A 13,751-nucleotide genomic window follows, 5' to 3' on the forward strand; every position below is an offset into this window, starting at 1 on the left:
ATCGCAAGTGGCCGGTGGCCGTGCAGCGCCTGCAACGGCCTGGAGTCCGACCGTTGACGCGTTAGAGCGATGCGCCGCTCGTGGTGCAGAGACGCTTCTCCGCGCTTTCCCCGACGCTGGAATAGGGGAGCGGCAGCAGCGGTTCGGGATATTGATCGACGATGTCGAGCAATCCATCGGCTCGTGTCTTGCCGATGCGGGGCGTCAGGTAGCTGTGGAGGTTTTGCGGGTCGATCGTGACCTTGCCTTGCGGGGCGTCGAAGGACATCCCGCCGACGGCCGAAACCACCCCTTTGGCCGAAAATTCACCGGCTTTTTCAGCCGCCATCGCCCACATGTGAACGCCGATATAGACAGCCTCCATGGCGGCATGGGTTACGGCATCGGCGCCGGCATAGGCCTTGAACGCCTTCACGAAAGCCTGGTTCTGCGGCGTTTCGACAGTCTGGAAATAGGGCAGTGATACGTAGCTGCCGAGGGCATATTCCGGCCCCATGGCCTTGATCTCGACTTCGGTCGTGGTCGAGGAGCACAAAGGCAATTTGTCGAAACTATAGCCCTGGTTGCGCAACTCGCGATAGAAAGCGACGATTGAATCTCCGACGACATTGGAAAAGATCACGTCCGCCCCGCTCGATCCGATCTTGGACACCATCGATGCCCATTCGGTGTGACCGAGCGGAAGATATTCGTCGCCGACCACTTCCATGCCGATCTTCTGGCAGATGGTTTTCGAAGTCTTGGCCATGCCCCGAGGAAAGGCATAGTCGGAACCGACGATGAAGAGCTTGTTGCGTCCGAGCTTCTTTTTCAGCCATGGCAACGAATTCTCGAGCTGCTGATTTGGGACCGCGGATCCGGCATAGAGCACGTTCTTGGAGCACTCCTCTCCCTCGTACCAGGTCGGCCATACCAGCAGGCTTTTGCGACGCTCGACCACGGGCAGAACCGCCTTGCGGCTGGCGGTGGTGTAGCAACCGAAGATGACGGGCACCTGGTCTTCCATCACCAGCTTGCGTGCTTTTTCGCTGTAGGTGCGCGGCTCGGAAGCAGGATCTTCGATCACCGGGCGCAATTGCTTGCCGAGCACGCCTCCTTTGGCATTGATCTCCGCAATTGCCATCTGGGCACATTGATTCATCGATTTCTCGACGATCGCCGTCGTACCGGTGAGCGAATACATGATGCCGACCGGCACCTCTTCGGCTGCCCAGGCGCGATCGCCCAGACGCAGGATGGCCGGTGCCGCCAGTCCCATAGCCGCAAATCCGCTTGCCTTGAGAAAGGCACGCCTTGTCTTGTCGTTCATTACCCCTCCTCTGCGCCTCGATGGGCGCGTCCTTGTCTTCGAGCCGCCCCTCGCGGCCGTGCAGGATCATTCGGAAGTCTCGCGGGCGTGCCGAGCACGCCCTGACCATTGCGGTCCAGCCTCTCCAATCTCGGCGGGAGGCTGCCGTCGAAAGACGATGAACTGGGTTCCTTCTTTTCGATGTGGGTCCTGCCGCCTGGGCGCACACAAGCCCCAGGCGACAAGGTCTGGTCAGAGATTTCGGATAGAGAGTAAAAGCATTGCCTCGCATGCGCCGGCTCGCGCATGCTCAGTGTCGCCGATATTGCAGGATAGGAGGCCAACAGCCTTGTCGGCCCAACCAAAACAAAAAACCCGCCAACTCCGAACGGGAGTTTGCGGGCTGCACAGCCAAATGGCGCGGACTACACTGTCCATCGCCGAGATTGACGCCGTTTCACCGGACGTCAACTAAGTTTCATACTAGGCACGACTTTCCTTGAACGTCAAGAGCTCATAAGCATTGATAATTGCGGTGGCGACATCGTCCATTGCCACGCGTTTGCCCATCGCCTGTTTGCGTATGCTTTCATAGGCTTCCGGCTCGCTGAGCCCCTGCGTTTCCATGAGGATGGTCTTGGCTCTCAAGATCCGGTTGTTGCCGGCGAGTTTGCGTTCGAGCTTGCGGATGCGCTTGGCCGCGCTTTGGCGCTCCATCCAGAGCGAACGGGCGATGATCAGGTTTGTGAGCAATCCGAAGGGACGAATGGGCCTCTCGATGACGGCCAGTGCCCCGCACTCCAGCACCACTTGCAGCGTGCTCGGATCCTCGAACGAGACGACGGCCAGGACGGCGGGGTCCGAAGGTTCGACAGGCCTGAAAAGGCGCAGAATCTTGTCCCGGTTTTCCTGCTCGATGGAGACCAAGACCACGACGGCGGTCGCACTCACGGCCTGTGGCAGCGGCCATGTCGTTTCACAACTGCAGCCGATACGGCGCAGATGTTCGACCAGCGCCACGCCCTGGGCATCGGGCGGATGTATGACCTGCACACGCAGGCCTTTGAGATCCTTGAGCAGATGGGCTGTCATCGCCTGCTCCCATCAGGCCTTGCGACGCGCGCGGGTCAGGCCGCTGGCCCAGCCATCATGCGCCGCCGTGACGAAATAAGGGTCCGGCCTTACCCGTGTCTCCGACTCCCAGATGACGTCGAATTTGCCTTGCGGATTGAGCCTGCCGATACGGGCCCACAGCTCCGTATGATGGTTGTCGGGGTCAATACGAATCCGCCCCTGCGGTGCGTCGAATTCCAAGCCCGCCAAGTGGCGCACAAGGGCGTCGGGATTGTCGGTCCCTGCCCGCTCAAGCGCCGCTGCGTAGAGATGTGTCTGAAAATACGCGGCTTCCGCGCTGGCTGTCACAGGCGCCCCCTCGCCGAAACGCTGTTTGAAAGCCGCAACGAAACGCCTGGCGGCAGGCGTGTCCAAGGTCTCGAAAAACGAGGCAGCCGTCAGGTGGCCTGCAGCCAATCCCGCCGGCATCAGGGCCACCTCGGCCTCGGTCGTCGCCAAGCTGGCAATGGGCATCGAATTGGGGTCGAAGCCCGCTTCACGATAGGCCTGATAGAGGAGCACCGCTCCCGTGCCAACGACGTTGGACACCAGCACGTCCGGCTTGAGCTCTCTTATACGTTTGATGACCTTGTCGAAGTCCTTCCGAACCGCTTCGACCGGAACATAAATCTCATCCAGAATCGTTCCATCGGCCAAGGTAACCAGATCGCTTACGACGCGATTATATTCATATGGAAAAACATAATTTGAACCAACCAGCAGAAATCTCTTGCCGTAATTCTCGATCAGATACTGCGCCAATTGGACAGCATTCTGATTTGACGATGAACCCGTGTAGAAGCAATTGTTGGAATATTCAAATCCTTCATAAAATGTAGGATAGAACAACAATCCGCGATAGGCCTCGATCTCCGGAAGAACGGCCTTTCGGGCCGTCGACATATAGCAACCGAAGATGGCCTGGATCCGGTCCTCGGTCAGGAGCCGAACGGCCAGTTCGCGATATCGACGCGCGGAACATTCCGGATCGTAGAATGTCGGCGCAATTCTTCGCCCAAGCACGCCTCCCGCAGCGTTGATTTCTTCGGTGGCCAGGAGCGTCGCATTTGCTTCGGCTATTTCCGCGGCAGCTGTTACGCCGCTCTTGGAAAATAGAACGCCGATTTTCCAATCGTCATTGGTCACAACTATCACCTGAGAACGGAGCACAGACAGGAATACGCCTGTCGGGCCGGTCGACAAAGGCGAGAGCGGGAAACGCCACTGTTTCTCCGGCTATAGGAGTATACTCGCACGGTGGCGAGCGCAATGCGTCACCAGCCCGGGACGGCATAGAGGGGTGGTGTTGCGAATCTCTCGGTAAGCGGCGTGCGACACTGGAGTGTCATCCGTCCTATGAACTGGGTTTCATGTGCAAAGCCAGCTATTTCGACGGTTCGGTAATCCCACTTCGTGTGCGCTGGTACCTAGAGCGCATCTTGGATCCGGCTCCAGGGCATGTGCGGACTTTATCGGAGCCCGATCCACCTGTGGCGCGAAGCTTGGCGATCATTTCCTCATTATTGGGCAGGGTCACTCGACTTCGATGTCGGGATATTTTCTTTCGAACAGCGAGATTACCTCGTCCGAGGCGTCGCCGCCCTCCCATGTGCGCAGCTTCTCCGCCTTGGCGCCGGCGACCACAACGGTCGTCGCCAACAGGGTAGCCATCACCCGTTCTGAAATCCGGTGCATGAACATCTTTCCCCTCCCCGATGAGAAAACCATCGAGGAAGAAGGCTGCGATAGCGGGCAGCGCCATTCCCGAAAGTTTGGGTATCCACCTTGGAACGCGGCGGCGCGCCTCGCTCAGACTTTCTGTTCCTTGCCGCGCTGCACGAGAATACTGAGCAGCGCCAGCAGGCCCGACCCGACCATCAGGAAGACGGAAACGGCATTCAGAACCGGCGTGGAACCCACCTTGACCATGCGATCATACATGGTGATCGTCAGCGGCGCGTCGGACCCCACCAGCATCAAGGTGGTGTTGAAGTTCTCGAAAGAGACGAGAAAGGCCACGACGAAGGCGGAGAACAAGGCCGGCGCCAGATAGGGCAAGGTGACGGTGCGGAGCACCCGCAGGCGCGATGCGCCCAGATTGAGCGCCGCCTCCTCCAGGGCCACGTCGAATTTGCGCAGGCGCGCCGCGATCACCAGCGAGGTGATGGTGACCAGGAAGGAAAACTGGCCGAGCACGACAAGGAAAGTGCCGGGCCGCAGAAAATCCCATTCCAGGCCGAGCCCGTCCTCCAAACCATTGGCGATGGCGCTTGCAAACACCAGGATGGAGATGCCGAGGATCACGCCCGGAATGACCAGCGGCACGATCATCAGCACATAGAGCAGGCTCTTGCCCGGGAACTGCTTGCGTTCGAACAGGAAGGCGTTGCAGGTGCCGACCACGACCGACAGGGCCGATACGACCAGGCCGATATAGAGCGAGTTCCACAGGCCTTCCATCAGCCGGCGATCATGAAACATACCGAGCTTCGGACCGCTGGTGCCGAAGAACCATTCCAGCGTGAACCCTTTCCAGGGCAGTGCCGGAAAGATCGAATCGTTGAAGGCGAAGATGGCGGCGGCGGCCAGGGGCGCGGCGAGGTAGAGGAAAAAGGCGAGCATATAGCCGCCATAGATCCAGCGCAGGAGAAGAGACTGAGGAGCGGCAACGTTCATTGGCTCAATCCTTCGCCACCGTGGAGGCCAGGTTCTGCCCGGTCAGCCGGAGCCCCAGCCACACGACCAAGGACGTGAACGCCAGGAGAAGCACGCCGAACGTGGCGCCGGACTCCCAGTTGTAACGGGTCACGAACTGCTCGTAGATCTGCTCGGTGAACCACATGCTGTTCTTGCCGCCAAGCAGGATCGGTGTCAGATAGCTTCCGGCCGTCAGCATGAAGACGATGATGCAGCCGGCGACGATGCCGGGCATGGCATAGGGCACGACGATGCGGCGAAACACGGTGAAACGGCTGCCGCCCAGATTGTAGCCGGCCTCGATCAGCGAATTGTCCATGCCGTCCAGGGTCGAGACCAGGGGAACGATCATGAACAGCACCACGGTGTAGACGAGGCCGATCACCACGGTGACATCGTTGTAGAGCAATTCGATCGGGCCGCTGGCAAGGCCGATATATTGCAGCAAGGCGGAGATCAGGCCGGTCTCGCGCAGGAGCACGATCCAGCCGAAGGCGCGCACGAGGTCGCTGACCCAGAGCGGGATCAGGCACATCAGGAACAGGGCCGCGCGCGAACGCTGATTGGCGATCTTGGCGATGTAATAGGCGACCGGGAAACCGACGATCAGGGCCAGGATCGTCACCAGCACCGACATCCAGGCTGTGCGCAACAGGGTATTCCAGTAGACGGGCTCGCGCAGGAAGTCGACGTAATTGGCGAAGCCGAAGGCATATTCGCCCGGCCCCAGCTTTTCGCGCAGGGACAGATAGCCGATGCCCAGCTGCGGCAGGACGATGAGCAACACCATCCACAGCGCAAACGGCGTGAACAAGAGGATCAGCGACAATTTGCCGACATCGGAACGGGGCATCGCGCCTACCCCGCCAGGCTGAAGCAGAGGCAGTGATCCCTCCGCCAGGAAATGTCGGTCCTGTCGCCCGGCTTGACCGGCGAGGATCCGTCCATCACGGCATGGCCGACTTCAACGAGACCACCGCCGTCCAGGCGCACCAGCACACGGCTGTTGGCGCCATTGAACAACAGACTGTCGACGACGCCGCCCAGCCGGTTGCCGTCCTGGTTCTCTCCCAAGGCGATGGTCTCGGGACGAACGAAGACCTCGACCTTGGCGCCGGCGGCGACCTTGCCGTCTCGCGCAACGGCGATGACCTCGCCGCCATCGTCAAGCGCGATGCGGGCCTGGCCATTGCTGAAGGCCGTCACCCGCCCAGGCCAGCGATTGGTATCGCCCACGAAGCCGGCGACGAAGCCGGTCTTGGGATTGTTGTAGAGCTCCTGCGGCGAGCCGATCTGTTCGAAGCGTCCTGCGTTCATGACAGCCACGTTGTCGGACATCACCAGGGCTTCGGACTGGTCATGCGTGATGTAGAGGAAGGTGGTGTTGAACTGGTGTTGCAGCTGTTTCAGTTCGATCTTCATCCGTTCGCGCAGCTTGAGGTCGAGCGCACCGAGCGGTTCGTCCAGCAGCAGCACATCGGGCTCCAGCACCATGCAGCGCGCAATCGCGATGCGCTGTTTTTGGCCGCCGGACAATTGCGAGACCTGCTTTTCGGCAACGCCCGGCAGGCCGATGCGCTCCAGCACCGAGGCGACCTTACGGCCAATGTCGGCCTTGTTCTCGCCGCGGCAGCGCAAGCCATAGGCAATATTCTCGCCGACATTCATCATCGGGAACAGGGCCAGATGCTGGAAAACCATCTTGACGCTTCGCTTGTTCGGCGGCGCGGAGAGGACCGACTTGCCCTTGATGCGAATGTCGCCGCTGGACGGCGCCTCGAACCCGGCGATCATCCGCATGAGCGTGGTCTTGCCGCAGCCGGACGGCCCCAGGATCGAAAAGAACGAGCCCCGCGGCACTTCAAACGAAACATCGTTGACCGCAACATACCGGCCAAACTTCTTGGTCAGGCTCTCGCATTCAAGATCGTGCATGGAAGCTCGTGAAATTAGGCTGAATGGCTGGTCCGCAGGGCTCCCAGCCCACGCGAACCGTTCATTGTCGTGGGCCGTGAAGACAGACCTTGGAGCAAGGTGCGATTTCCTCCAATCGCACCTTGCTCGCAGCTCTTTGTCTTGACGCATTTTTCCATTCGAAAAGTCCACCGACTTTTCTGGAAAGTACGTCAGTTGGAGGCGGCCGCCTTGATGCGTTCCAGCGCTTTGCCTTCCAGGTCTTCCAGACCCGCCGGGATATTGGCGAAGAACTTCAGATTGGCCAGCGCCTTGTCGTCGAAGGCCACTTTCACGGCTGCCTTCTTGTCATCCGGCAGGAGATCGACGCCGCCCTTGACCGCGGAGATCGCACCGGTCGAGTCCGACATCAGCTTGACGATATCGGGACGCAGGACGAAGTTGATCCACTTGTAGGCGGCTTCGTCGGCCTTGCCCTTGCGCGGAATGGCGAAGGTGTCGATCCAGGCCAGAGCGCCGGTCTGCGGCGGCACATAGACCAGGTTCTTGTTCTGGCCATAGAGCTTGAAGGCCGTCGAATCCCAGGCTTCCGAAGCCACGACCTCACCCGACAGCAGCAGCGTCGACAGGTCGTCACCGCCATTCCAGTAGGTCTTCACATTGGCCTTGCAGGCGATCATCTTCTCGGTCACCTCATCCAGCATCTTCTGGTAGGCAGCCTTGTCGCCATAGAGAGCGAAGGGGTCCTTGCCGAGCGAAAAGGCCATGCCGAGCAGGATCGTGCGCCTCAGCCGCATCGAGGTCCGCCCCTTGTACTGCGGATCGCACAGGTCGCCCCAGCCCTTGATGCCGGGAGCCTTCGAGGCGTCGACCACCAGGCCGGAGGTACCCCACTGATGGGGAACGGCATAGACCTTGCCGTCGATCGTGGCATTGGTCTTCACCGCTTCGAGCAGGTTGTCCTGCATGGCGGCAGTGTCGATCTTCGACAAATCGAGAGGCTTGTAGATGTTGTATTCCTGCTGCGCCGCAAAGATGCGGTCATGGCTGGGCTGGGCGAGGTCGAAACCCGCTCCTCCGGTTGCGCGCAGCTTGGCGATGATTTCCTCATTGTTGGAAAGCGTCACCTCGACATCGATGTCCGGATATTCCTTCTCGAACAACTGAATGACATTGTCGGGCGCATAGCCGCCCCATGTCAGTATCCGCAGCGTTTCGGCATTCGCCGCATTCGAGACGACGATGGCCGCGGTGGCGCCGACCAGCATTCCGATCAGTTTTTTCAAGATCACGGTTCCCTCTCAGAATAGATAGGCGGCCGATCGAGCTGTCAGCCTGCCTCCCTGCACGACTATGAAAGGCCTGGCTACGGCATATAAGGTCCACTCTCAATCAATGATGAGGCCGCTTGGCGGTTCGCCGGTCAGACCCGCAGCGTCACGGTTTTGGTCCGGGTATAGGCGGAAAGCGCAAGGAGCCCCTTTTCCCGGCCGATGCCGGAACGGCGATTGCCGCCGAAGGGCGTTTCGACGCCACCTGCGAAATATTCGTTCACGAAGACCTGGCCGGCATCGACATCCCTGGCGATGCGATGCGCCTTGGCGAGGTCACGGGTGAACAGGCCCGCGACCAGGGCATAGTCCGTGCAATTGGCTGCCGCGATCGCCTCCTCGACGCCGTCGACCACCTGCACGGCCAGGACCGGACCGAAGATCTCTTCCTGGATGATCGGATCGTGCCAATCGGCGCCGTCCACGATGGTCGGCTCGAAGAACCAGCCCTTGCCGGTCGCCGGATCCACGGTCACCTTGCCGCCGGTGACGATCTCGAGGCCCCGTGCCCTGGCTCCATCGAGATAGGACGCGATCTTGCCCAGGTGCTCGGCCGAATTGATGGCGCCGAAATCGACGCCCTCGCTCAGGCCATGGCCGATCTTGAGGCGGCGGGCACGCTCGACCAGCCTCTCGATGAACTGGGCATGGATCGGGCGCTCGATCACCAGCCGCGAACCGGCCGAGCAGATCTGCCCCGCATTTTCGAAGATCGCGCCGACGACATTGTCGAGCGCCAGCTCGATATCGGCATCCGCCAGGATGATGTTGGGCGATTTGCCGCCGAGTTCGAGCGTGACGGAAGCAATGTTCTGGGCCGCCGCCTTCATCACGTTGATGCCTGTGACGGTCGAGCCCGTGAAGGTGACGTGCCTGACATCGGGATGCGAAACCAGCGGAGCGCCGGCTGCGACGCCGGTGCCGGTCACGACATTGCAGGCTCCATCCGGCAGGCCGGCCTGGACCAGGATCTCGGCCAGCAGCAGCGCCGTCATCGGCGTCTGTTCCGCCGGCTTCACCACGGCCGTGCAGCCGGCGGCCAGGGCCGGCGCAATAGAGCGGCAGGTGGTCGACAAGGGATAGTTCCACGGCACGATATGGGCGGTGACGCCGACAGGCTCCTCGATCGAATAGGAGGTGTAGTCCGGCCCCAGCGGATAGGCCCTGCCCTCATGTTTGTCGGCGGCGCCGGCATAATATTCAAAGGCGCGCGCGGAACCGCGCACGTCGCCGCGGGCCTCGGCCAGAGTCTTGCCGCTGTCCAGCACCTCCGCGACGGCGAAGCGCTCGATATTCTCCCGGATCAGGCCAGCCGCGCGCATCAGCACACGCCCACGCTCGGCCGGCGTCGCCCTGCCCCATTCGCCGGCCAGAGCCTCCCTGGCGGATGCGACGGCGTCGGCGACATCCTCGGCCGTTCCCGCCGCAAATCGCGCATGCGGCTCCGCGCAGCCGGGATCGAAGCTTTCCATCGCCTGTCCCGATGCCGCCTGGCGCCAGCCGCCATGGATGAAATGCTTGGAGGGCAGCGGTGCGAAATCCTCGGCAACGATCGTGGATGTCTTGGTCATCACGCCACCTCGCTGACATGGTAGCTCGACCGGGCGAGCCATTCGGGATCGATTTCCACACCCCAGCCCGGTTCGCTCGAAACCGTCACCATGCCATCTTCGACCGCATAGGGCGATTTGACGAAGAGGCCTTCCTGCCAGGGATAATAGTCCGGCCCCTCGATCGAGAACTCCAGATACTTGCCCGCCCCCTCGATGGCGCGCAGCAAATGCATGGTGAACAGCGTCACGAGCCCGAGATTGGCGCTGTGCGGCGTCACCGGCAGCCCTGCGGCTCTCGCCAAGGCGCAGACACGCAGGGTACGGCTGATGCCGCCGAGATAGAGGATGTCGGGCTGGACGATATCGACGGCCCGCATCTCGATCATGTGCCGCCAGGTTGGGATCTCGCAATCCTGCTCGCCACCGGTCACGGCGATGTCCAGCGCTTCGGTCACTTCCCTGGTCTGCTCAAGCTCCCAATAGAGGCAGGGCTCTTCGAAATGCTCGATGCCATTGTCCTTGAGCAAGGCTCCGACCTCGATCGCCCGCCTGGGCGAGAAGCCACTATTGGCATCGACCAGCAGGGACGCCTTGTCGCCGAGCGCCTTGCGGATAGCAGGAACGATCTCCTCCGTACGCCCCGGCCATTCGTCGATGTCATGGCCATATTCGGCGGCGATGCGGAACTTGAAGGCGTCGAAGCCGAACTGATCCTGCAGGCGCTTGAAGCGGTCGGCTTCCGCCATCGGCGTGATGTCGCGTTTCATGGAGGAGGCGTAGGCGCGCAGCTTGCCCGGTGTCCCACCCAACAGGGTGCAGACGGGCAATCCGGCCACCTTTCCACGCAGGTCCCAGATCGCGGTGTCCAGGCCGCCGAGCGCCCGCTTCATATAGGAACCGGGAAATTTGTGTTCGCGCTCGATCACCCTGTCGGTAAGCGCATCGATATCGTCGAATTCGACACCGAGGACATAGGGCGCAACCTGCCGGTGCAACACGGTCGAGGTGATGTCGGAATTGTAGGTCGAAACCTGACCCAGTCCCTGGGATCCGTCCTCGGCCGTGATGCGCACGAAGCCGATGAATTGGGTGGAGAATGTCTCGATGCGTTTGATCTTCAAGTCCGCTCTTCCCGAAAATGCAAGCCAGTGCAATCGAGTTTGGCTACCAAACCGGTCCATAGGTCATAAGGTCCACTTTCGAAAAACCAGAAAGCCGGTTATGGCGGATCGGCGGACCAATGATTCACGGCGGTCGAGGCGAGATCGCCTGCAACCGTTCCGGGAAGTCGTAAAGCAAACGCGATTGAGTATATTCATCGCGCTATGCCGCGAACTCGCTGTTCAACCGTCGGGAAGCGCAGATAATGGTGAAGAGGTCCTCGGGCGAATTGTTGTTTTCGATCACCGTCGATCGCGCCTTGGACAAATCCATAACCACCCAGGTCTATAACGCGATCCGCCAGTTGATCACATCGGGCCACTTGCCTGCCGGCAAGCGCCTGCCGTCGAGCCGGACGCTGGCAAAGGAGTTGGCGATATCACGCACCACCGCGATGACGGTGTTCGAGCGCCTGACCTCGGAAGGCCTGATCGTCTCGCGTACCGGATCGGGTTCCTACGTGTCGGATCTTGCCGAAACCAGGAAGCCGGAACAAGCCCTGGTGGTTCAACCTCCCGGCCCGGTTTCCGCCAAGCTCGCCGACATCATTGCCGACGCCTCGCCGCGTTTCTTTCAGCGGCTGTCCCATCCGCACCGCGTACGCGCGTTCGTGACCGGACTGCCGGACTATGTCTCGTTCCCGATGGCGGTCTGGGCGCGCCTGACCGCGAAGCACTGGCGCGAGCCGCGTGAAGATATCATGGGTTATTCCGACGCCAACGGCCATCCGCGCCTGCGCCTGGCGATCGCGGAGCACCTGCGTGCCAATCGCGACCTTTCATGCGATGTCGACCAGATCTTCATCGTGAACGGTGCTCAGCAGGCCTTCGATCTGATCGGCCGTGTCCTTCTCAATCCGGGCGACCGGGTATGGTTCGAGAATCCCGGCGCCATTGGTGCACGCAACAGCCTGGTCGCATGCGGCGCCTCGATCGTCCCCGTACCCGTCGACCGGGAGGGGCTCTCCGTCGAGGCCGGTCTCGATCTGGCTCCGGACTTTCGCCTCGCCTTCGTCACGCCCTCGCACCAGCACCCGACAGGGGTGGAAATGAGCCTGGCGCGGCGAGCCGAACTGCTCGCTGTGGCCAACCGGAACGACGCCTGGATCATCGAAGACGACTATGACGGGGAATTTCGCTATGATGGCCGGCCGTTGCCGACCTTGAAAAGCGGTGATGCCGGTGAACGCGTCATCTATGTCGGCACATTCTCCAAAACGATGTTCCCTGCCTTGCGGCTCGGCTTCTACATCGTACCCAAACCTTTGGTGCCGGTCTTCCAGCGCATCAGCGGCGCATTCCTCCAGGGCGTGCCCTCCAGCATTCAGGCCGTTCTGGCCGCCTTCATCGATGAAGGGCATTTCGCCACCCATCTGCGCCGCATGCGCGAGATCTATGCCGGCCGCCATGCCGTCTTCCACGAAGCGGCCGCGACGCATCTTGCGGGACTGCTGCAGACGAACCGCTCCGTTGCCGGATTTCACGCGGTTGGCCGATTTGCATCACCGGCGATGCAGGACGAGAAAGTTGCGGCAGATGCCGATGCAGTCGGCCTGCTGGTCTCCCCCATCAGCCGGTTCTGCATCAATCAGATGCAGGATCGGGGCGGGCTGGTTCTCGGCGTGAGCGCGATCGACGAACGGGCCATCGCCAAGGGCGTGGAGGTGCTGGCCCGAGTTCTGGAGAAGCAGCCGATGTAAGGCGATCGATGGGGTCGCTGGGTATTGTCCCGCAGGATCATCGCCGCGGCTTTCTCAGCCACCATCATCGTCGGCGTATTGACCGGGCAGCTTCGGACCTTGGGGCACCGGAAACCCAGCAGTTATCCGGCATCGCTCCACTGTGGCAGATCCGCTTTTTTCTTTTCACTTCCAGCAACTGTCTGGCAAGAGAGCGTCATGAAAATCACGACGATAACTGCCCTCCTTGTCTGCAGCCTCGTTCCGGGAGGCCTGGGCGGCTGCGCGAGCACCGGCCATCCCGTATCCGCGGATGCATCGCATCTTTCAGGTGAACGTTATCCGGTGCGCCTCATCAACCGCGCCCGCTTTCCGGCCGATTTCGTCGTCGCAGATGTGAACTATCCTTCCAGCGAAGCTCGCGGCACCATCATTGTCGATACCAGGGCCAGCAAGCTCTTTCTGATCGAAGGCGATGGCAAGGCGCGGCGCTATGCCATCGCTGTCGGCAAGGCGGGCTATGCCTGGAAGGGCGTGGCCGGCATTCAGCGCAAAACTGAATGGCCATTTTGGTATCCTACCGACGAGATGCTCGCCCAGGCACCCGGCATGCCCGGCACCATCCCGCCAGGACCCGACAATCCGCTCGGCGCTCGAGCCCTGTATCTCTATGCCAATGGCAAGGATACGCTCTACCGCATCCACGGCACCAGCGAACCCTGGACCATCGGCACCAAGGCCTCTTCCGGCTGCATTCGGATGTTCAATGAGGACGTCATCGATCTCTACGCCCGTACCGGCGTCGGTGCCAAGGTGATCGTCGAATAAAGCCGGAGCGGCGCAGGTTGAAATAGGCGTCCAGCCCACCGCGGCGACAGCCGGAGCGTTTTGCAAGTCGTGGGTGACTTGGCACGCATGCGGAACGCTGCGGCAAGCTTGCCATGTGCCCGGTCTCGTACGGTCACTCGTCCTGACCCTTCGGCACTTGGTTTCTGAATATTCTTTCAAAGGCGCAT

At 61.1% G+C, this 13,751-nt stretch carries 12 protein-coding genes; 2 read left to right on the forward strand and 10 right to left on the reverse strand.

Annotation, left to right across the window (positions count from 1 at the left end; all coding sequences use genetic code 11):
* Positions 1-61: 61 nt before the first annotated feature.
* The 10 genes from BA190_RS17885 to BA190_RS17925 form a co-directional block, all read right to left on the reverse strand.
* Positions 62-1,309, reverse strand: coding sequence for a transporter substrate-binding domain-containing protein (locus tag BA190_RS17885; RefSeq protein ID WP_068290286.1), 1,248 nt, complete (start codon positions 1,307-1,309; stop codon positions 62-64).
* Between the two features lie 462 nt (positions 1,310-1,771).
* Complete coding sequence (locus BA190_RS17890; protein WP_068290287.1) at positions 1,772-2,380, reverse strand: ANTAR domain-containing response regulator; 609 nt, start codon at positions 2,378-2,380, stop codon at positions 1,772-1,774.
* Positions 2,381-2,392: 12 nt separating this feature from the next.
* Positions 2,393-3,547 carry a transporter substrate-binding domain-containing protein gene (locus BA190_RS17895; protein WP_156771574.1) on the reverse strand — a complete coding sequence of 385 codons (1,155 nt, stop codon included), beginning with the start codon at positions 3,545-3,547 and terminating at the stop codon, positions 2,393-2,395.
* A 387-nt stretch (positions 3,548-3,934) separates the two neighbouring features.
* Positions 3,935-4,096: a hypothetical protein gene (locus BA190_RS35985; RefSeq protein WP_156771575.1), complete on the reverse strand. Its 162-nt coding sequence runs from the start codon at positions 4,094-4,096 to the stop codon at positions 3,935-3,937.
* Positions 4,097-4,210: 114 nt separating this feature from the next.
* The gene (locus BA190_RS17900; protein ID WP_068290288.1) at positions 4,211-5,077 is read right to left on the reverse strand and encodes an ABC transporter permease; all 867 of its coding nucleotides are present in this window, start codon (positions 5,075-5,077) and stop codon (positions 4,211-4,213) included.
* A gap of 4 nt (positions 5,078-5,081) precedes the next feature.
* Positions 5,082-5,951 (reverse strand): ABC transporter permease, encoded by an 870-nt coding sequence (locus BA190_RS17905; protein ID WP_068290289.1) that lies wholly within the window; start codon positions 5,949-5,951, stop codon positions 5,082-5,084.
* Positions 5,952-5,956: 5 nt separating this feature from the next.
* Entirely contained in the window at positions 5,957-7,033 is a 1,077-nt protein-coding gene (locus tag BA190_RS17910) for an ABC transporter ATP-binding protein (RefSeq protein ID WP_068290291.1), read from the reverse strand.
* Positions 7,034-7,224: 191 nt separating this feature from the next.
* Positions 7,225-8,298, reverse strand: a complete 1,074-nt coding sequence (locus tag BA190_RS17915; protein WP_371260340.1) for an extracellular solute-binding protein — start codon at positions 8,296-8,298, stop codon at positions 7,225-7,227.
* 137 nt (positions 8,299-8,435) lie between these two features.
* A complete protein-coding gene (locus BA190_RS17920; RefSeq protein WP_068290299.1) occupies positions 8,436-9,914 on the reverse strand; it encodes an aldehyde dehydrogenase family protein in 1,479 nt (492 codons plus the stop codon).
* Positions 9,914-11,017: a mandelate racemase/muconate lactonizing enzyme family protein gene (locus BA190_RS17925; protein ID WP_068290300.1), complete on the reverse strand. Its 1,104-nt coding sequence runs from the start codon at positions 11,015-11,017 to the stop codon at positions 9,914-9,916. The genes BA190_RS17920 and BA190_RS17925 overlap by 1 nt, the downstream gene beginning before the upstream one ends.
* 245 nt (positions 11,018-11,262) lie before the next feature.
* Here BA190_RS17925 and BA190_RS17930 point away from each other — a divergent pair, with 245 nt between their 5' ends.
* Together BA190_RS17930 and BA190_RS17935 are read left to right on the forward strand one after the other, a co-directional pair.
* Positions 11,263-12,756 carry a PLP-dependent aminotransferase family protein gene (locus BA190_RS17930; RefSeq protein WP_245314800.1) on the forward strand — a complete coding sequence of 498 codons (1,494 nt, stop codon included), beginning with the start codon at positions 11,263-11,265 and terminating at the stop codon, positions 12,754-12,756.
* Between the two features lie 198 nt (positions 12,757-12,954).
* Positions 12,955-13,563 (forward strand): L,D-transpeptidase, encoded by a 609-nt coding sequence (locus BA190_RS17935; protein WP_068290301.1) that lies wholly within the window; start codon positions 12,955-12,957, stop codon positions 13,561-13,563.
* Positions 13,564-13,751 lie beyond the last annotated feature (188 nt).

Source organism: Labrys sp. WJW (genome assembly GCF_001676615.1).
Classification (GTDB): domain Bacteria; phylum Pseudomonadota; class Alphaproteobacteria; order Rhizobiales; family Labraceae; genus Labrys; species Labrys sedimenti.